This window comes from Sphingomonas sp., assembly GCF_036387535.1.
Classification (GTDB): Bacteria; Pseudomonadota; Alphaproteobacteria; order Sphingomonadales; family Sphingomonadaceae; genus Sphingomonas_R.
Genome location: NZ_DASVTO010000002.1, coordinates 64,799 through 83,826, shown reverse-complemented (window position 1 = coordinate 83,826; position 19,028 = coordinate 64,799). Strand labels below are relative to the sequence as shown.

The following is a 19,028-nucleotide window of genomic DNA, read 5'->3' as shown; positions in this document are numbered from 1 at the left end:
TTCACCCCCGACACCCTGCCCCAGGCGGATGCGCTGGTCATGACCATCGAACGCGAACTGGTGCCCAGCGAATGAGGGCGATGCCGTAGGCCACCGGGGCGCAGGACCGCGGTGGCCTACGGCGGCTCGGATCAAGCCGGGACAATCGGCCGCGATCTCCGGCGCGCTGCCGCCCCGACCAAGCCGAAGCCGAGGATCATCATGATCCAGCTGGTCGGCTCAGGCACCGATGCCACAAATTGGGTGATTGGGGTCTGCGACATCGTGATGATGTTGCTGTTCGCGAATGTCAGGCCGGTCACGAACGCGCCGGGATCGGTCGGATCCAGCATCGCCGCCAGATCGATGTCGAGCAGCTTGAAGCCCGCTACCCCGCTGCCTGCGAAATCATAGTCATAGACCCCGGACGCGAGCAGGGTACCCGCCAGCGAGTAGATGTCATACCCGTCGCTGTCGAACGGGAGGGTCGGCAGAAGGACGCTCAGGATCGCATTGTCGCCGGTCTCGATCGCGTAAGTATAGCCGATGGCATAGGTCGGATCGATGAAGACCGGTTGCTGCGGCGTAGGCGTGAACGTGAACGCAAACCCGCCGTCCGGTGTGATTTCGCTGGGCAGGAGCGGCGAATCCGCGGTTGACCCGTCGCCGATGGTCGCATCGTTCAACAACAGGCCGCTGAACGCCATGCCGGTGTCGACACTATTATCGGACCAGTTGGTCACCCCGAAACGGAGCTGGTAGCTGCCGGCGTCCTGGACGGTGTAGCTCGACTGCACCCAGCCGGTATAGCCACAGCCGCTATCGTAGCAGTACCCGGAATTCGGGCCGAGCGGCGACCAGATCGGTCCGCCGGGAATGATCGGCACCGACACCGGATTGAGCGTCGCCTCCACCGCGGGCAAGTCGAGACCGGGCACGATCGGGCCGCTCGGCTTGGTGCGGGCGGTGAAGATGTTGGCGGTCACCGCCCCGGTGGCCACGTTGATCAGTTGCGCGAAGCCGTAATCTGCATAGCCGGAGCCATCCGACGTCACATAATTGAAAAAGAAGGATACTTCCGAATTGGCGGCAGCGTAGAAGGTGTCGGACAGCAGTTCCGACCCGTTGGTCGCCTCGCCTTCGAAGCCTGCAATCTGTCCCGCGCCTTCCTGGCCCAGATAGGAGGAGATCCAGTCATAGCTGCCGTTACCGATCGGCGCGGCGACCACGACGCTCGGGCCGGTCACATCCGCCGACGTGCCGCAATTGCCGATGCATGTCGCCGCGTCAGCCGCTCCAGCGAATGAAATTAAGCACATAGCCGTACCGAATAGTTTCGATCGAATCCCCATGACCATATCCCCCTGCGATCTGCCGCCGATTCGGCCAATCTAAGGAAGAATTAATATATAATGAGCGCGTTTACTGTGTCACTACGTGACAGCGCGCGGGTCATAGATCGACCCAGGCGTCAATCTATGACCGCACCGGCTTGCAGGACCGCGGCAGGACGGCTCCCGACATCACTGTCCGGACACCTGCGTCGCCAGCGCCGCTTCCTCCGCGACCAGTTCCTTGCGGCTGAGCTTGCCGACCAGCGTTTTCGGCAGGGTCAGCCGCACCTCCACCGCGCAGCAGCGCTCATGCTTGCCGACCAGCGGGTTCAGCCAGGCCAGCAACGCCGCGCCGTCGATCGGGGTGACATCCTCGCGCAGGGTCACGAACGCCTTCGGGCGCTCGCCCTGATAGGCGTCGGGCACGCCGATCACGATCGCCTCGCGCACCGCGGGATGGCGGTACAGCACCGCTTCCACCCGACTGGGGAACACCTTGAACCCGCCGACCGAGATCATGTCCTTCAACCGGTCGACGATCCGGATATAGCCGTCGGGCGCGATCACGCCGACATCGCCGGTGCGCAGCCCGCCGTCGGCAAAGGTGGTCGGATCCAGATCGGGGCGATTCCAATAGCCGATCATGATCTGCGGCCCGTGGATCACGATTTCGCCCGGCTCCCCGTCCGGTGCGGGGCGCGACGGATCGTCGCGATCGACCAGCCGGAACCGGGTCGCGGGCAAGGGCTGCCCGATGGTGCCGACCTGCACCCCACCCTCATAGGGGTTGGTCGACGCGATCCCGCTCTCGGTCAGGCCATAGCCTTCGATCAGCAAGGCGCCGCTTGCCGCCTCGAACGCGGCTTTCACCGTCCCCGGCAACGGGGCGCCGCCGGAAATGCAGACGCGCAGCGACGAGAAATCGGTCTTGCCGATATCGGGATGATCCAGCAGCGCCTGGTACATCGTCGGTACGCCCGGCAGGCTGGTCGCCTTGGTCCGCGCCACCGCCGCCAGCACGGCGCCCGCTTCGAACCGCGGCAGCAGCACCATCGTCCCGCCATTGCGCACCGTGCGGTTGAGCACGCACGCATTGGCGAAGATATGGAACAGCGGCAGCGCCCCGACGATCCGGTCCGGCTGCCCCGCCTCCGGATCGACGGCCACCACCTGCCGCGCATTGGCGGTCAGGTTCTGGTGGGTCAGCATCGCGCCTTTCGGGCTGCCGGTGGTGCCGCCGGTATATTGGATCAGCGCGACGTCGCGCAGCGGATCGATCGCCGGTTCCGGAAACCGCCCGTCATTGGCGATCAGCGCGGAAAAGCTCGTGATCCGCGGGTCGGCGGGTAACGGCGCCACCTCCTTGCGCTTGAACAGCCGGTACAGCACCGATTTGGCCGGCGGCAGCGCGCCGGCCACCGATCCCACCACCAGCCGCTCCAGCGCGCTCGCCTCCAGCACTTTCAGCGCGGTCGGCAGCAACGCGGTCGCGGAAATGGTGAACAGCAATCGCGTTCCCGAGTCCGCCACCTGATGCGCCAGTTCCTCGACCGAATAGAGCGGCGAGAAATTGACCACCACCGCACCCAGCATCAGCGCGCCATAATAAGCGGCGACATAATGCGGCACGTTGGGCAGGAACAATCCGATCCGGTCGCCCGGCCGGATCCCCAGCGCCTGCAACCCCGCCGCTACCCGCCGCGCCCCGGCCAGCGTCTCGGCATAGCTATATTCGCGCCCCAGGAAATCGATCAGCACCGCGCCCGGCCGGGCCGCCACCGCGTCCGCCACCATCTCCGGCACGGTCATCGGGGCATAGCTCGCCTCCCAGCGGCCGGGGTGGACATAATGGGTTTGCCAGATCGCTGCATCGGTCATGACGTTGACGTAAACGGAATGATGGGGGAGGGAAAGAGGGCTTTATGGACGCAACATCGATGTAATCTGTTGCCGTGCAGCCACACTCTGCTCCGCTGGCAACAGTTTGTCACAAAGCCGCCATAACCGGCCCCTACCGCGCCCCTCATCCAGGCGTCACCACCGCGAAACGGCGGGACGCTGCCAAAGGGGAATCTCCACATGTCGACTGCGTCCGCCCGTCCCTTCCTGCTGTCCGTCGCGGTTGCCGCGCTGGGCCTTGCCGGTGCCGCCCAGGCACAGGATGCCGCATCCGTCGCGACCGCCACGGCCGATACCGGCGCAGACGCCGCGCCGGAAGCCGGTCTGCAGGACATCGTCGTCACCGCCGAACGCCGCTCCGAAAATCTGCAACGGGTGCCGCTGTCGGTCTCCGTCGTCGGCGGTGCGCAGTTCCGCGATCTGCAATCGGGCGGGGAGGATCTGCTCGCGCTGTCGGGCCGCGTTCCCGGTCTCTACGCGGAAACGACCACCGGCCGCATCTTCCCGCGCTTCTATATCCGCGGCCTCGGCAATATCGACTTCTATCTCGGCGCGTCACAGCCGGTGTCGATCATCCAGGACGATGTCGTGCTGGAACATGTCGTCTTGAAATCGAACCCGGTGTTCGACGTGGCGCAGGTCGAGGTGCTGCGCGGCCCGCAGGGCTCGCTGTTCGGCCGCAACACCACGGCGGGCATCATCAAGTTCGATACGCTCCGCCCGACGCAGACGCTGCAGGGCCGCGCGCTCGCCACCTATGGCAGCTTCAACACCGTCACGCTCGATGCCGGCATCGGCGGCCCGCTGATCGAGGACAAGCTCGCCATCCGCGTGTCGGGGCTGTACCAGCACCGCGACGACTGGGTCGACAACATCTATTCCGGCCCCAGCGCCGATGGCACGGTCACCCCGAAAAAGGATACGATGAACGGCTTTGACGAGCGTGATGCGCGCGTCCAGCTGCTGTTCACCCCGACCGACAGCTTCTCGATCCTCGGCTCCGTCCACGCCCGCGATTATTCCGGCACGTCGACGCTGTTCCGCCGCGGCACGATCGTGAAGGGGTCGAACAGCGTCGCCAATGTCGATCGCGGCACGGTCGCGCTGGACGAGGGTCGCGACAATCCGCAGGCGTACAAGACCTATGGCGGCTCGCTCAACATGCGGATGGATTTCGGTCCCGCCGCGCTCACCTGGATCACCGCCTACGAAACCACGTCGGGCTACAGCCGCGGCGATACGGACGGTGGCGCCGCCACAAACTTCCCGGTTGGCGGCATCCCGAACGGCTATGGCCAGTCGCAGGGTCAGGTCCGCGATCTCGATCAATATACCCAGGAAATCCGCCTCGCCAGCACCGACGGCGGGCGGTTCAAATGGCAGTTTGGCGGCATGTATTTCGACAGCCGCGACACCACCGACTTCTACCAGCGCGCCTTCCTGATCGGAGCCAATCCCAACAACTGGGTCCGCCTGCACAACGTCAACACCAGCTATGCCGCCTTCGGCCAGCTGAGCTACGAACTGATCGACGGGCTCACCCTGACCGCGGGCGGACGCGAGACCAAGGATACCAAGACCACCCGCCTGCTGAAGACCGCGAACAGCGTCGCCAACGTCTCCACCTATCGCGGGCGCACCTTCGTCCGGCTGTCGGATACGCAGCCCAGCTGGGATCTGAGCGCGCTGTACCAGATCACGCCCGATCTCAGCGTCTATGCCCGCGTCGCTCGCGGCTTCCGCGGGCCGACGATCCAGGGTCGCTCCGCGGTGTTCAATGCCGATTTCACCACCGCCGACAGCGAAACGATCCTGTCATGGGAGGCCGGGTTCAAGAGCGTGCTGTTCGACAACCGCCTGCGCCTGAACGCCACCGCCTTCACCTACACGGTCGACGATATCCAGCTGAACGGCAATGACAGCAACGGGAATGGCGTGCTGTTCAACGCGAACAAGGCCAAGGCTTACGGCATGGAGGCCAGCGCCGAACTCCGCCCGGTGCGCAACCTGTCGCTGACGGCGGGGCTCAGCCTGCTTCATACCGAAATCCGCGACCGGAACGTCTATGCGCAGGTCTGCGCGCTCAATGGCGTGGTCGTCTGCACGGTGCAGGATCCGACGATCCGCGTAAACGGCAATGTTTTCGCCCAGATCGACGGCAATCCGCTTCCGAACGCCCCGCGCTACAATATCGATTTCACCGCGCGCTACGATCTCCCGCTCGCCGGCGGCGCCGGCCTGTTCGTCGCGACCGACTGGAACATGCAGGGCTATACCAACCTCGTCCTCTACAAGACGCCGGAATTCACCGCGAAGAACAACTTCGAAGGCGGTGCCAAGCTCGGCTACACCACGCCGGACGGCAATTACGAGATCGCGCTGTTCGCCCGCAACATCACCAACGAGAAGAACCTGAAGGGCGTCATCGAAAACTACATGGCTTCGGTCGTGAACGATCCCCGAATCCTCGGCGTCTCGCTCGGCGTGAAGCTGCGGTGATGAACCGACCGCGTACCGCTTAGAGCCGTCAAATAGATCCGTTATCCCGAGCGAAGTCGAGACACGCCGCGCTGCGGCCGTGTCACGTCCCTCGACTTCGCTCGGGATGAACGGGTCAGGTTCGGTTCTGCTGATCCAAGCAGGAATGGCAGGAAGGCCGGTTACAACGAAGCCAACACCGCATCCCCCATTGCCTGCGTCGTCATCATGCCCCCCAGGTCGGGCGACCGCGCGCCGCCGGCCAGCGCCGCGGCCACCGCCGCCTCGATCCGGTCGGCGTCCGCCGGGCGATGCAGCGAATGGCGCAGCATCATCGCCGCCGACAGGATCGTCGCCAGCGGATTGGCCTTGCCCTGCCCGGCGATGTCGGGGGCCGATCCGTGGATCGGTTCGTACAGCCCCTTGGCCTCGGCATTGATCGATGCCGACGGCAGCATCCCGATCGATCCCGCGCACATCGATGCCTGGTCCGACAGGATGTCGCCGAACAGGTTGCCGGTCACGATCACGTCGAACCGCCCCGGCGCGCGCACCAGCTGCATCGCGGCATTGTCGACATACATATGCTCCAGCGTCACGTCGGGATATTCTGCCGATATCTCGGTCACCACGTCGCGCCACAGTTGCGACGTTTCCAGCACATTGGCCTTGTCGACCGAACAGAGCCGGCCTTTGCGCCCGCGTGCGGTCCGGAACCCGACATGCGCGATCCGCGCCACCTGATCCTCGTCATAGGACATGATGTCATAGCCTTCGCGCCGCCCGGTCACGGTCGTCCGCATCCCCTTTTCGCCGAAATAGACGTCGCCGTTCAGCTCGCGCACGATCACCATGTCGATCGCGCGCGCCACTTCGGGCCGGAGCGCGGAGGCATCGGCCAGCTCGGGGAACAACCGTGCCGGCCGCAGATTGGCGAACAGCCCCAGCGCCTTGCGCAGCCCCAGGATCGCCTGTTCGGGCCTGAGCGCGCGTTCCAGCGCGTCGCAGCGCGGATCGCCGACCGCGCCGAACAGTACCGCATCGGCGCGCGCGGCCAGCGCCAGCGTCTCCGGCGGCAACGGATGCCCGACCGCATGATAGGCGGCACCGCCGACCAGCCCGGTTTCGTAGGACAGCGCGTCGCCGCACACCGCATCCAGCACGCGTCGTGCCTCGGCCACCACCTCCGGCCCGATCCCGTCCCCCGGCAACACAGCGATCCGCATCGGCGTCTTCCTCTTCGCGACTATCCCGGCCCCTCTGCGTCAGGCGCCGGCGCGCTGCAACCGCAGGATCAACCGCTCGCGCGCCGCCAGCACCATCGCCCGCCGCTCGGTCAACAGGTCGCGTGCCAGAAAATGCCCCGTCAGGCGCAGGCCGTCGCGAATCGCGTCCCATTCCGCCGCCCCGCCGTCGATCAGGAACGCGGGCAGCGGCAACAGCCGGTCGACATAGCCCGCCCCCGCCGCGCGCGACACCGCCGCCCCGCTCTTCGGGCTGACATAGGCCAGATCGTCGCGCGCACCGGTCACCACGCAGGCCGACAGGTCGAGCCCGAATCCGAGTTCGGTCAGCACCAGATATTCATACCGCACCAGCGCCGCCGCCCAGCCCCGCGCCGACGCCGCGCTTTCGATCGCCGCCAGCACACCGTCCAGTGCGGCGTGCACGCGCGGATACGCCTGCCCCTCCGGCAACGCCGTCGCGGCCAGCGCGGTGGTCCAGTCGATTGCCGCCGCCGCCAGCGGCTCGGCCAGCAACGGCGCCCGGCTCCGCACCAGTTCCACCGTCAGCGCCGCCAGCTGGTCCTCGGTCCGCGACCGATAGTCCGCCCGCACCACGTTTCCCGGCACCAGCACCGGCCGCAACCGCCGCGATCGCCCGCCCCGCACATAGCCCGGCTGCATCCCTGCTTCGGGCGTCAGCAACCGCACCACCGTCCCGCTCTCGCCGTGCTGGATCACGCCGCATACGATGGCGTCGGTGGTCAGATGCATGCAAGGGGGTATGGCACAAGACGGACGGCGCCCCCACCCCTCACGCTCGCCCCCACCTCCGTCCGGTTCGGGCCCGTCGGGAACCCGCCACCACCGTCGCACCCCGTCCTTCAGCCGTTCTCGACAGGCTCGCACCGGACGGATTTCGGAAGATCGGCCTTGCCGCTTGTCAAAGGTCGCTATGCCCCGCCACGCGCCTCCGCTATGCGGTGCCGATGGAAACCGTATCCTTCGGCTACGCCGATATCGACCCCGCCGAAAAGACCGCCCGCGTCGGCGACGTGTTCCGCAACGTCGCCGGCAGATATGATCTGATGAACGATGCCATGTCGGGCGGCATGCACCGATTGTGGAAGGACCGCTTCGTCCGCCGGGTGAAACCGCGCATGGGCGAGCGCATTCTGGACATGGCCGGCGGCACCGGCGACGTCGCATTCCGCCTTCACAAATCGGGCGCGCAGGTGACGGTGGCGGACATCAACCCCGCCATGCTCGAAGTCGGCATGGAACGCGCGGCCAAGCGCCGGATCGACGGGCTGGTCTGGACCGAGGCCAATGCCGAAACCCTGGTCTTCCCGGATCGGCATTTCGATGCCTACACCATCGCGTTCGGCATCCGGAACGTCACCGATATCCCGGCGGCGCTGCGGGAGGCGCACCGCGTCCTCGTCCGTGGCGGCCGCTTCTTCGTGCTCGAATTCTCGACGACGCTCTGGCCCGGCTTTGGTGACGTGTACGACGCCTATTCGCACAAGCTGGTCCCGCAGCTCGGCAAGCTGCTCGCCAATGACGAGGCCAGCTATCGCTACCTGATCGAATCGATCCGCCGATTCCCTGACATGCCGACGTTCCAGCGCATGATCGACGACGCCGGCTTTGCGCGCACCGCGGTCGAGCCGATCCTGGGCGGCCTGGTCGCGATCCACAGCGGGTGGAAGATTTGAACGATATCCTGGCGCACACCCCGGCGGGCGCGGGGGCCGGGGTCGGCGCGCGGACGATTGCATGACGCACCCCGCCGTCCACCTCTACCGGCTGCTGAAATGGGGCCGAACCCTCGCCCGCCACGGCGCGCTGCGCGGGATCGAACGCGATCCGATGACGCCGCCGGCGGTCCGCCGGCTGGCGCGCATCGCCCGCATCGGCGCGCGTGTGCCAAAGGTGCCGGCCTACGCCGATGCGCTGGAGGCGATCGGCCCCGCCGCGATCAAGCTCGGCCAGACGCTCGCCACCCGGCCCGATCTGGTGGGGGAGGAAGCGGCGAAGGATCTGCTGCGGCTGCAGGACGCGCTGCCCCCGCTTCCCTTCGACGTGATCGAGGCGCAGATCATCGCCAGCTTCGCCAAGCCGATTGCCACGCTGTTCACGTCGATCGATCCCGTTCCGGTTGGCGCGGCCTCGATCGCGCAGGTCCACCGCGCGGTCACCACCGACGGACGCACCGTCGCGATCAAGATCCTGCGCCCGGGTGTCGAGGCCGAATTCACGCGCGCGATCGAAACCTATGAATGGGCGGCAGCACAGGTGGAGGCGATGGGCGGCGAACTCGCCAGGCTGCGTCCGCGTCTGACCATCGCCACCTTCAAACGCTGGACCGCGCGCGAACTGGATCTCCGGCGCGAGGCCGCGTCCGCGTCCGAACTGGCCGAACGGATGGCCGCCGAACCGCATTTCAAGGTGCCGTCGATCGACTGGCAACGCACCTCCGGCAAGGTGATGACGCTGGAATGGATCGACGGGATCAAGCTGTCGAACCGCGCCGCGATCATCGCGGCCGGCCATGATCCGGCGAAACTGGCGCAGATCCTGCTCCGCGCCTTCCTGCGGCAGGCGATCGCGGAAGGATTCTTCCACGCCGACATGCATCAGGGCAATCTGTTCGCCACCCATGACGGCGAACTGGCGGTCATCGATTTCGGGATCATGGGGCGGATCGATCGCCGCGCGCGCTTCTGGCTGGCCGAAATCCTCTACGGGCTCATCACCGGCAATTATCGCCGCGTCGCGGAGATTCATTTCGAGGCGCAATATGTCCCGGCGCATCACGATATTGATGAATTCGCCACCGCCCTGCGCGCCGTCGGCGAACCGATGCGCGGCCTGTCGGTCAAGGAGATGTCCGTCGGCCAGATGCTCGACGGCCTGTTCGCCATCACCCGCGATTTCGACATGCAGACGCAGCCGCACCTGCTGCTCCTGCAGAAAACGATGGTGATGGTCGAAGGCGTCGCGACCGCGCTCGATCCCGATATCAACATGTGGGAATCGGCCGGTCCGTTCGTGAAGGATTGGCTCCGCTCCGAACTCGGACCCGAAGCGTTCCTGGCGAACCGCCTCACCACGGACCTGAAGACGCTGGCCGGCATTCCCGAACTCGTTCGCCGGATCGAGGCGCGCTTTCCGCCCGAAGGGGCCGCCCCGCCTCCACCCCCGCTGCGGGAGGTGCAGGTCGTCCGCATCGGCGGCGGCTGGCGCTATGTCCTCGTCACCCTGCTCGCCGGCGGCGCCGGCGCCGCGCTGGTCACGCTGCTGACATAGCCACGTCATCCCGGCGAACGCCGGGATCTCCCGACGGTGAAGAACCCAGCTCAAGCCACGACGAAACCCCGGTTGCCGCCGGGTAGGCGCCAGGCCAGGTTCACACCCCCCAATCCAGCAGCGGCCACCCCTTCGCCCGCGCCATCGACCGCAGCTTGGCGCTGGCATTGACCGCGAATGGCGCATCCGCCCAATCCAGCACGCATCCGTCCGATACATGGTCGGAATAGAATCGCACGGTCACCGCCGCGCGGTCCAGCCCCTGCGTCATCATCCAGGCCAGGATCATCCGCAGCTTGGCCGGACCGTAGCAATTCTCGCCGTCCACCCGCGGCAGGATGCGATCGTCCAGCCCCGTCATCGTCCCGGTCGCGATCACGTCGTCAAATCCCAGCCGGGCGGCGATCGCGCCGACATAAAGCCGGTAGGATGCGGTCGCCAGCACCAGCCGCCGCCCCGCCGCGCGGTCTTCCGCAATCTGCCGCAGCGCGCCCGGATGGACGTTCGCCTTCAGTATCCGATCCGCGAACGACGCCGTCACCGGCGCCAGCCGCGCCGGCAACACGCCCCCGCCCAGCAACAGGCGCTGGTTGACCTCTTTCAACCGCTTCCGGTCGATCAGCTTGGCTGCATAGGCCAGCATCGCGATCGGCACCGCCGGCGCCAGCAACAGCCGCCACGGCGCCAGCCGGGCGGCGGCATGCAGCAGGAACGGCGTATAGGTGCCGGTCCGCGTGATGGTCCGGTCCATGTCGTAGATGGCGAGTTCGGTCATGCAGGCCCGCGTAGCCGATCCCGCGGCGAAACCGCAATCGCGCCGCCCGATCGGGAACCTTCCTTGTGTCGGCGCGTATCGCGAACAGATGTTTGCGCCGCCCTCCACAATCCGCCATGCTCCACCGGCATGAGCGGGGCGGAATTCACCAATGACGACGGCGTCCTCCACTTCCGCGGGACGCTGACGCTCGCCCGGCTGGGTGACGTCGTCGAACGCGTCGGTGCGGTCGATGGCGGTGCGCGCGCGGTCGACCTGTCTGGCATCGATCGGATCGACACGGTCGGCGCATGGATCATCCACCGTCTGGTCCGCGATCATGATCTGGAGGTGCAGGGTGCGGATGCCAACACCGCCCGGCTGCTGGAACAGGTCGCGGCCGCGGATCAACCCGCGAAGATCCGGCCGGATCGCACGCCGCCGTTCGTCCGCGTGCTGGGCCAGGTGGGCGATGCCGTAGCACAGGCCGGCCACACGCTGCTGGGCCTGACCGGCTTCTTCGGTGCCACGCTGGTCGCCGCCTGGGGCGTCCTCCGCCATCCGCGCCGGTTCCGCTTCAACGCCGTCGCCCGCCAGTTCGAGGTCGTCGGGGTCGAGGCCCTCGCCATCGTCGGGCTGATGAGCTTCCTGATCGGCGTCGTCATCGCGCAGCAGGGCGCGATCCAGCTTCGGCAGTTCGGGGCGGAGGTGTTCACGATCAACCTGATCGGTCGTATCACCTTTCGCGAACTGGGCGTCCTGATGACCGCGATCATGGTCGCCGGCCGCTCCGGTTCGGCCTTCGCGGCACAGATCGGATCGATGCGGCTGGCGGAGGAGGTCGACGCCATGCGCACGATCGGCGTCTCGCCGATGGAGGCGCTGGTGCTGCCGCGCGTGCTCGCCACCGTCATCCTGATGCCGCTGCTCGGCTTCTACGCATCGCTGCTCGCGCTGGTCGGCGGCGGGCTGTTCACCTGGATCTCGCTCGATATCCCGCCCGTCACCTTCATCACCCGCATCCGGGAAGTCGTGCCGATCACCGACGTGCTGACCGGCCTGATCAAGGCGCCGGTGTTCGGCATGATCATTGCCATGGCCGGCTGCTTCCAGGGGATGCAGGTGGAGGGCAGCGCGGAATCGGTCGGCCTGCGCACCACGTCCGCCGTGGTGCAGTCGATCTTTCTCGTCATCATCATCAACGCCGTCTTCGCGGTGTTCTTCGCATCGATCGGCTGGGTATGACCGCTGCGGCCGACGATATCCTGATCCGCGTCCGCGGCGTCCGTAACCAGTTCGGCGAACAGGTCGTGCATGACGGGCTCGAACTCGATGTTCGCCGGGGCGAGATTCTGGGCGTCGTCGGCGGGTCGGGCACCGGCAAGTCGGTGCTGCTCCGCTCGATCATCGGACTCCAGACACCGGACGCGGGCGACATCACCGTGTTCGGCGAACCCATGATCGGGCGGGAGGAGACGGAGGCGCAGAATGTCCGCCGTCGCTGGGGCGTGCTGTTCCAGAACGGCGCGCTGTTCTCCACGCTGACCGTCGCCGAAAATGTGCAGGTGCCGCTGCGCGAATATTATCGCCGGCTCGATGCGACGCTGCTGGACGAGATTGCCGCCTACAAGATCGCGATGTCCGGCCTTGGGCCGGAGGCCGGACCCAAATATCCGTCGGAACTGTCGGGCGGCATGCGCAAGCGCGCGGCGCTCGCACGCGCGCTGTCGCTCGATCCCGAACTGCTGTTTCTTGACGAACCCACCGCCGGGCTCGATCCGATCGGTGCGGCCGCGTTCGACGCGCTGATCAAGAGCCTGAAACAGACGCTCGGCCTGACCGTCTTCCTCATCACCCACGATCTCGACACGCTCTATGCGATCTGCGACCGGGTGGCGGTGATCGCGGATAAAAAGGTCGTTGCGGTCGGCACGATCCCCGAACTGCTCGCGCTCGATCAGCCCTGGATCCAGGAATATTTCAACGGCCCGCGCGGCCGGACCGCGGCGCAGGGCGCGGAGACATTGCACGAAGAAGCCGTCGAACGGGATCGCCCCGCTTCGGCGCATCATGATGTGGACGCGAGGGGCTGATGGAAAACCGATCCAACCATGTTCTGGTGGGGGGCGTCGTCTTGACGCTGGTCGTCATCACGCTCGGCTTCCTCGTCTGGATGGCGGGGTTCTCCGGCCCCAACGACCAGAAATTCGACATCTTCTTCCGCAGCTCGGTCGACGGGCTGGCCAAAGGGTCGGTGGTCGCCTTCTCCGGCGTGCCGGTCGGCAATGTCGAGGATATCGCGCTGATGCCCGCCAGTCCGGAATTCGTGCGCGTCCGGATCAAGGTGAAGGAGGGCGTTCCCGTCCTGCGCGGCACCACCGCCACCATCGCCGGCGTCGGCTTTACCGGGGTCAGCCAGATCAATCTCGACGGCGCCGTAAAGGGCGCCGCGCCGATCGCGTGCAATCCCAATCTCGATCCCGACCCCGCCTGCCCCGATGGCTTCCCGGTGATCCCGACCAAACCCGGCGCGCTCGGGCAGTTGCTGAACTCCGCACCGGTGCTGCTGGAACGCGTCACCACGCTCACCGACCGGCTGGGGCAACTGCTCAACCCTGCCAACCAGAACTCGATTGGCCACATCCTCGCCAATCTCGATCGGCTGTCGGGCTCGCTGGCGGATCGCGGCCCCGAAATCGCGCAGACGCTGGTCGAAACCCGGGTCGCCATTCGCCAGGCCGGCGTCGCAGCGCAGCAGATCGGCGCGCTGGCCGACACCACCAACGGCGTGATGCAGCGCGACGTTGCCCCCGCCATGGCCAATTTCAACAAGGCCGCGAACAGCGCGCAACGAAGCCTCGCCACGCTGGATGCGACGCTGGCGGATGCACGGCCGGGCATCAAGACGCTGACCAACGACACCATTCCCAATGCCAACGAACTGATCCGCGATCTGTCGCAGATGGCGGAGTCGCTCAGCGCCGTCGCCAACAAGCTCGATCGCGGCGGTGCCGGGGCGCTGGTGGGCGGCGGCAAGCTGCCCGATTACAAGCCGAGGAAATGACATGCGCCCGCTCTCCTGTCTCCTGATCGCCGCCGCCGCCCTGCCGCTGGCCGCCTGCGTCAGCTTCGGGCCGAAGGTTCCGGGCTCGCTGCTCACACTGCCCGCCACGGCGCAGGTCACCGCGGGCGCCGCGCGGACCGCCGCCGATGGCCAGGCGGTGCAGATCATCGTCCCGTCCGTGCCGCAGGAACTGGCTGCGCTCCGCATCCCGGTCCGCACCACGCCGACCGAAATCGCCTATGTGAAGGATGCGATGTGGTCGGATGCGCCGCCGCGCCTGTTCCGCAATCTGCTGGCCGAAACGATCGCGGCACGCACCGGGCGGGTCGTCCTGGAACCGCGCGGTGCCAATGTCACACCCGGTATCCGGCTCGGCGGGCGATTGCAGGCGTTCGGCCTCGACGCGGCCAGCCGCAACGCGGTCATCACCTATGACGCCACGCTCGCGCGCGGAACTGGCACCACCGTCACGTCCCGCCGGTTCGAGGCGCGGGTGCCCGTCACCGCCGAAACCGGTCCGGCCATCGCCGCCGCGCTGACCCAGGGCGCGAACCAGATCGCCGCCGATGTCGCGGCCTGGATCGGCTGATCCCGCCGGCCGGGCGCACATCCGGGCCCGGGCCCGCTTGCCTTACCCCAGGCTCTTGCTGACCTGCTCGAACACGTCCTTCGACAGGCCCGGCGCCGCCAGCAGCCGGTCCAGCTCCGCGCGCATCAGCGCGCCGCGCCCCTCATCGAACCGTGACCAGCGTCCCAGCGGCGGCACCAGCTTGGCGGCCGTCTGCGGATTCAGCCGGTCGATCTTCAGCACCATGTCGGCCAGGAACCGGTACCCCCGGCCCGACGCGTCGTGAAAGGCTCGCTGGTTGACCGCGAACGCCCCCACCAGCGACCGTAGCCGGTTGGGGTTGGTCAGTACGAAATCCGGGTGCGCGGCCAGCCGCTCGACCACGGCCACCGTGTCGGCACGCGGGGCCAGCGCCTGCGTCTGGAACCATTTGTCCAGCACCAGCGCATTGTCCTTGTACCGCGCGTGAAACGCGGCGAATGCCTCCGCCCGTTCCGGCGTGTCGGTCATCGCCAGCGCGGTCAGCGCATTCTGGCGGTCGGTCATGGTATCGGCATCGGCGAATTGCCGCGCCGCCAGCGCCGGCCCGTCCGCGGCGCCCGATGCCACGATATACGCCAGCGCCACCCCGCGCAGCCGCCGCATGCCCTTGGCCGCCGGGGCCTGGACGGCGCCGTCCACCCCCTGCGCGGCATAGACGGCGCGCCAGTCGTCGATCAGCACCGTGCCCAGCGCACGCCGCAACCGGTCCCAGGCCCCGGCTACCGCCTCCGGATCCACCACCAGCATCTGATCGCCCAGATAGGCTTCGGATGGCAGGGTCACGGCCTCCGCCACGAACGCCGCCTCCAGCGCGGGATCGGCCAGCGTCGCCCGCACCGCGGCGATCACCGCGTCATGATCGGCGGCGCCGGTCGTCACATCGGTCACCAGCGTATCCAGCATCAGCTGCTGCATCGCCTCATAGCGTGCGAACGGATCGTCATCATGCGCCGACAGCAGCGCCAGGTCCGCCGCCGATCGGTCGCTCTCGATCGTGACCGGCGCGGAAAAGCCGCGGTTGATCGACAGCATCGGCCGCTCGGCGATCCCGTCGAACAGGATCTCGTCATGCGCGCCGTCGAACAGGATCGTCTGCTCCACCAGCTTCGCACCCGACACCGCGCCGAACAGCGCGATCCGCAGCGGCAAGGGCATCGGCTGCTTGTGCGGTTGTCCCGGCGTCGCCGGCACGACCTGTTGCAGGCGCAGGCGGGCGCGGCCACCCGGCGCGTCATGGTCCATCGCGGCATGCACGCGCGGCGTCCCGGCCTGCTCGTACCAGCGGCGAAACGCGCTCAGGTCGCGCCCCGACGCATCCTCCATCGCCACCACGAAATCCTCGCAGGTGGCGGCGGTCCCGTCATGCCGGTCGAAATACAGGTCGGATGCGGCCCGGAACGTCTGCGCGCCCAGCATCGTGTGCAGCATGCGGATCACCTCCGCACCCTTGTTGTAGATCGTCGCGGTGTAGAAATTGCTGATCTCGATATAGCTGTCCGGCCGGATCGGATGCGCCAGCGGCCCGCCATCCTCGGGGAATTGCGCGGCGCGCAGCACGCGGACATCCTCGATCCGCTTGACCGCGGCCGAGCCCTGATCCGCGCTGAACTGCTGATCGCGAAACACGGTGAACCCTTCCTTCAACGACAGCTGGAACCAGTCGCGACAGGTGACGCGGTTCCCCGACCAGTTGTGGAAATATTCATGCGCCACCACCGTCGCGATATTGTCATAATCCAGGTCGGTCGCCGTATCCGCGTCGGCCAGGATATAGCGCGAATTGAAGATGTTGAGGCCCTTGTTCTCCATCGCCCCGAAATTGAAATCGCTGACCGCGACGATGTTGAACACCCCCAGGTCATATTCGCGGCCATAGACACGCTCGTCCCATGCCATTGCGGTCTTCAACGCGTGCATCGCGTGCGCCGTCTTCGGCAGGTCGTCCGCCCGCACCCAGATGCCCAGTTCGACCAGCTTGCCCGATCCCGTGACGAACGTATCGCGGTTGACCGCCAGATCGCCCGCCACCAGCGCGAACAGATAGCTCGGCTTCGGAAACGGATCGCGCCATTCGGCCCAGTGCCGCCCATCGGGCAGGTCGCCGCCGCCGACATGGTCGCCATTCGCCAGCAGCACCGGATAAAGCGCCTTGTCCGCCGTCATCCGCACGCTGTACCGCGCCAGCACGTCGGGCCGGTCGGGAAAGAACATGATCCGCCGAAACCCCTCCGCCTCGCACTGGGTGCAGAGCAGCCCGTCCGATGCATAAAGGCCCATCAACTGGGTATTGGCCTCCGGCGCGATCACCACCGCGATGTCTACCTGATGCGCGTCGCCGGGCAGGTCGATCAGCATCTGCCCGTCCGCCATGGTCCAGGCCGCGTCCTGCCCGTCCACCCGCACGGCATCCGCGGTCAGCCCGTCGCCGTCCAGCCGCAATGGCCCCGTACCGGAACTGCGCACCACCGCCATCCGTCCGGTCACGCGCGTGGCGGCCGGGTCCAGGTCGAACGTCAGCGCGATCTCCGCCACCTGCCATTCTGGCGGCCGGTACTCGGCGCGCAGGGTCATGGCTGGGGCGGCGAGCGGCTGATTGCGAATATCCATGCGCGGGAAACTAGGCCGGAGGCAAAGGGTTCACAATATCAGAACAGGCTTGCATCTCGCTGCGCCTTTCCGGGACAAGGGCCGCCATGTCCCGCCTCCTGATCTTCGGCCTCGGCTATACCGCCAGCCGCTTCGCCGCCCATCTGCGCATGGCGGGCTGGCACGTCGCCGCCACCCGGCGCGGCGCCGGTCCCGACGCGCTCGCCTTTGACGATCAGGCCGCGGTCCGCGCCGAACTGGCCGTCGCCACCCATATCCTGTCGTCGGTCCCGCCCGCCGATGGCCATGATCCGGTGCTGGATCATTATGGCGACGCGCTCGGCCAAGCGCGCTGGATCGGCTATCTCTCCTCGACCGGCGTCTACGGCGATACCGGTGGCGCCTGGGTCGATGAGACCGCGCCGATCGGCACCGGCCGTCGCAACGCGCGCGCCGCGGCCGATGCCGCGTGGCAATCGCTCCCCGACGCGCGCATCTTCCGCCTGCCCGGCATCTACGGCCCCGGCCGCTCCGCGCTCGATCGGGTCCGGTCGGGTCATGCCCACCGCATCGCGCTCCCGGATCAGGTGTTCAGCCGCGTCCATGTCGACGATATCGTCGCCGGCCTCGTCGCGGGTCTTGCCGGGCCGCCCGGCATCTACAATCTGTCGGATGATCGCCCCGCCAGCCAGAACGACGTGATCGAATATGCCTGCGATCTGCTCGGCCTGCCCTGGCCGCCGCTGCGGACGCTGGACGAAGCCGGCCTGTCGCCCATGGCGCGCGGCTTCTATGCCGAAAATCGCCGGGTCGCCAACGGCAAGGCGAAGCGTCTGCTTGGCTGGCACCCCGCCTTCCCGGATTACCGCGCCGGGTTGCGCGCCCTCAACGCCACCACCAGCCCGACCAGCGCCAGCGCCGCCCCCGCACCGGACTGAACCGACCAGCGATAGCCTTCGAACGCGGTCGACAGCGCCATCGCGATGATCGGCACCAGCACGCTGGAATAGGCGGCACGCGCCGGCCCGATGGTGCGGATCACCTGGAAATACAGCGGAAATGCCAGCGCCGACCCCGCCAGCCCCAGATAGGTGATCCCCGCAACATAGCGCCAGCGCGGCTCGAACACCGGCGGACCGACCGTCGCCCAGGCATAGAGCGCGTCCACGATCGTCCCGAACAACATCGCCCACGCGATCAGTGGCAGGACCGGAAACCGCCGCGCCGCCGGCATCGCCTGGACGACGTTCGCGATTGATGCGGCCAGCACCGCGGCGGCGGTCAGCGCGATCCCGCCGACCACCGCCAGCGTATCGGCCCCGCTGCCCGCCTGCCGCAATTCATGATCGAACAGCAACGCCACCCCGACCAGCGCGACCGCCGACCCCGCCAGAAATGGGCGCGACAGCGACTGACCCAGCAGGACCCGGCCCAGGATCGCATTCGGCACCACCAGCAGCCCGAACACCACCGCCACCAACCCGGACGTGACCACCGCCTCCGCGCGGTAGACCAGGTTGAAATTGGCGAAGAACTGGCAGACCCCGACCAGCGCGGCGATCGCGATCCCGCCTCGGCCGATCCGGATCGGCACCCGCGTTGCCACGGCCACCGCGAACATCGCGACCGTCGCCACGACGAAGCGATAGGTGACCGACCAGCTGACCGGCACCACGCCGATCTGGTCGCGGATCACCAGCCAGGTCGATCCCCAGATCAGCGTGACCAGCGCGAACGGCACCAGCACGCGCCGGACCGTGGCCGCGCCCAGCGGCGGCGCCGTCATGCC

General features: G+C 67.3%; 15 protein-coding genes. 8 read left to right on the top strand and 7 right to left on the bottom strand.

What is annotated here, in order from left to right:
- Positions 1-131: 131 nt before the first annotated feature.
- Both VF649_RS00390 and VF649_RS00385 read right to left on the bottom strand, forming a co-directional pair.
- Positions 132-1,298 (bottom strand): NF038132 family protein, encoded by a 1,167-nt coding sequence (locus VF649_RS00390; protein ID WP_331009966.1) that lies wholly within the window; start codon positions 1,296-1,298, stop codon positions 132-134.
- Positions 1,299-1,502: 204 nt separating this feature from the next.
- Positions 1,503-3,191: an AMP-binding protein gene (locus VF649_RS00385; RefSeq protein ID WP_331009965.1), complete on the bottom strand. Its 1,689-nt coding sequence runs from the start codon at positions 3,189-3,191 to the stop codon at positions 1,503-1,505.
- Between the two features lie 201 nt (positions 3,192-3,392).
- Between VF649_RS00385 and VF649_RS00380 the strand changes: the two genes are divergently transcribed.
- The gene (locus tag VF649_RS00380) at positions 3,393-5,711 is read left to right on the top strand and encodes a TonB-dependent receptor (RefSeq protein ID WP_331009964.1); all 2,319 of its coding nucleotides are present in this window, start codon (positions 3,393-3,395) and stop codon (positions 5,709-5,711) included.
- A gap of 161 nt (positions 5,712-5,872) precedes the next feature.
- On the opposite strand, the gene leuB is transcribed toward VF649_RS00380, so the two are convergent.
- Complete coding sequence (leuB, locus tag VF649_RS00375) at positions 5,873-6,916, bottom strand: 3-isopropylmalate dehydrogenase (protein ID WP_331009963.1); 1,044 nt, start codon at positions 6,914-6,916, stop codon at positions 5,873-5,875.
- Positions 6,917-6,955: 39 nt separating this feature from the next.
- On the bottom strand, positions 6,956-7,687 hold the full coding sequence (gene recO / locus VF649_RS00370; protein WP_331009962.1) for a DNA repair protein RecO: 732 nt from the start codon (positions 7,685-7,687) through the stop codon (positions 6,956-6,958).
- Between the two features lie 215 nt (positions 7,688-7,902).
- Here recO and VF649_RS00365 point away from each other — a divergent pair, with 215 nt between their 5' ends.
- Together VF649_RS00365 and ubiB are read left to right on the top strand one after the other, a co-directional pair.
- On the top strand, positions 7,903-8,631 hold the full coding sequence (locus VF649_RS00365; protein ID WP_331009961.1) for a class I SAM-dependent methyltransferase: 729 nt from the start codon (positions 7,903-7,905) through the stop codon (positions 8,629-8,631).
- A 61-nt stretch (positions 8,632-8,692) separates the two neighbouring features.
- Positions 8,693-10,225: a 2-polyprenylphenol 6-hydroxylase gene (gene ubiB / locus VF649_RS00360; RefSeq protein ID WP_331009960.1), complete on the top strand. Its 1,533-nt coding sequence runs from the start codon at positions 8,693-8,695 to the stop codon at positions 10,223-10,225.
- Between the two features lie 100 nt (positions 10,226-10,325).
- On the opposite strand, the gene VF649_RS00355 is transcribed toward ubiB, so the two are convergent.
- A complete protein-coding gene (locus VF649_RS00355) occupies positions 10,326-11,000 on the bottom strand; it encodes an HAD-IB family phosphatase (protein WP_331009959.1) in 675 nt (224 codons plus the stop codon).
- 129 nt (positions 11,001-11,129) lie between these two features.
- On the opposite strand from VF649_RS00355, the gene VF649_RS00350 reads away from it, so the two are divergent.
- Genes VF649_RS00350 through VF649_RS00335 form a run of 4 tightly spaced genes read left to right on the top strand, consistent with a single transcriptional unit; the run spans position 11,130 to position 14,632 of the window.
- Entirely contained in the window at positions 11,130-12,224 is a 1,095-nt protein-coding gene (locus VF649_RS00350) for an ABC transporter permease (RefSeq protein ID WP_331009958.1), read from the top strand.
- Positions 12,221-13,072 carry an ABC transporter ATP-binding protein gene (locus VF649_RS00345; RefSeq protein ID WP_331009957.1) on the top strand — a complete coding sequence of 284 codons (852 nt, stop codon included), beginning with the start codon at positions 12,221-12,223 and terminating at the stop codon, positions 13,070-13,072. The genes VF649_RS00350 and VF649_RS00345 overlap by 4 nt, the downstream gene beginning before the upstream one ends.
- The gene (locus tag VF649_RS00340) at positions 13,072-14,043 is read left to right on the top strand and encodes an MlaD family protein (protein WP_331009956.1); all 972 of its coding nucleotides are present in this window, start codon (positions 13,072-13,074) and stop codon (positions 14,041-14,043) included. Before VF649_RS00345 ends, VF649_RS00340 begins: the two co-directional genes overlap by 1 nt.
- 1 nt (position 14,044) lies before the next feature.
- On the top strand, positions 14,045-14,632 hold the full coding sequence (locus VF649_RS00335; RefSeq protein ID WP_331009955.1) for an ABC-type transport auxiliary lipoprotein family protein: 588 nt from the start codon (positions 14,045-14,047) through the stop codon (positions 14,630-14,632).
- Between the two features lie 42 nt (positions 14,633-14,674).
- On the opposite strand, the gene pepN is transcribed toward VF649_RS00335, so the two are convergent.
- Entirely contained in the window at positions 14,675-17,260 is a 2,586-nt protein-coding gene (pepN, locus tag VF649_RS00330) for an aminopeptidase N (RefSeq protein WP_331009954.1), read from the bottom strand.
- 86 nt (positions 17,261-17,346) lie between these two features.
- Here pepN and VF649_RS00325 point away from each other — a divergent pair, with 86 nt between their 5' ends.
- Positions 17,347-18,177 carry an SDR family NAD(P)-dependent oxidoreductase gene (locus VF649_RS00325; protein WP_331009953.1) on the top strand — a complete coding sequence of 277 codons (831 nt, stop codon included), beginning with the start codon at positions 17,347-17,349 and terminating at the stop codon, positions 18,175-18,177.
- Here VF649_RS00325 and VF649_RS00320 read toward each other — a convergent pair.
- Positions 18,102-19,025: a DMT family transporter gene (locus VF649_RS00320; protein ID WP_331009952.1), complete on the bottom strand. Its 924-nt coding sequence runs from the start codon at positions 19,023-19,025 to the stop codon at positions 18,102-18,104. The two genes, VF649_RS00325 and VF649_RS00320, sit on opposite strands and share 76 nt — an antisense overlap.
- Positions 19,026-19,028: the final 3 nt, after the last annotated feature.

Bases quoted from the DNA above. Each gene is read 5' to 3' on its own strand.
- VF649_RS00345 (WP_331009957.1), top strand. From the start codon at position 12,221: ATGACCGCTGCGGCCGACGATATCCTGATCCGCGTCCGCGGCGTCCGT.
- ubiB (WP_331009960.1), top strand. From the start codon at position 8,693: ATGACGCACCCCGCCGTCCACCTCTACCGGCTGCTGAAATGGGGCCGA.
- VF649_RS00355 (WP_331009959.1), bottom strand. From the start codon at position 11,000: ATGACCGAACTCGCCATCTACGACATGGACCGGACCATCACGCGGACC.
- pepN (WP_331009954.1), bottom strand. From the start codon at position 17,260: ATGGATATTCGCAATCAGCCGCTCGCCGCCCCAGCCATGACCCTGCGC.
- VF649_RS00335 (WP_331009955.1), top strand. From the start codon at position 14,045: ATGCGCCCGCTCTCCTGTCTCCTGATCGCCGCCGCCGCCCTGCCGCTG.
- VF649_RS00380 (WP_331009964.1), top strand. From the start codon at position 3,393: ATGTCGACTGCGTCCGCCCGTCCCTTCCTGCTGTCCGTCGCGGTTGCC.
- VF649_RS00350 (WP_331009958.1), top strand. From the start codon at position 11,130: ATGAGCGGGGCGGAATTCACCAATGACGACGGCGTCCTCCACTTCCGC.
- recO (WP_331009962.1), bottom strand. From the start codon at position 7,687: ATGCATCTGACCACCGACGCCATCGTATGCGGCGTGATCCAGCACGGC.
- VF649_RS00325 (WP_331009953.1), top strand. From the start codon at position 17,347: ATGTCCCGCCTCCTGATCTTCGGCCTCGGCTATACCGCCAGCCGCTTC.
- VF649_RS00390 (WP_331009966.1), bottom strand. From the start codon at position 1,298: ATGTGCTTAATTTCATTCGCTGGAGCGGCTGACGCGGCGACATGCATC.
- VF649_RS00320 (WP_331009952.1), bottom strand. From the start codon at position 19,025: ATGACGGCGCCGCCGCTGGGCGCGGCCACGGTCCGGCGCGTGCTGGTG.
- VF649_RS00340 (WP_331009956.1), top strand. From the start codon at position 13,072: ATGGAAAACCGATCCAACCATGTTCTGGTGGGGGGCGTCGTCTTGACG.
- leuB (WP_331009963.1), bottom strand. From the start codon at position 6,916: ATGCGGATCGCTGTGTTGCCGGGGGACGGGATCGGGCCGGAGGTGGTG.
- VF649_RS00385 (WP_331009965.1), bottom strand. From the start codon at position 3,191: ATGACCGATGCAGCGATCTGGCAAACCCATTATGTCCACCCCGGCCGC.
- VF649_RS00365 (WP_331009961.1), top strand. From the start codon at position 7,903: ATGGAAACCGTATCCTTCGGCTACGCCGATATCGACCCCGCCGAAAAG.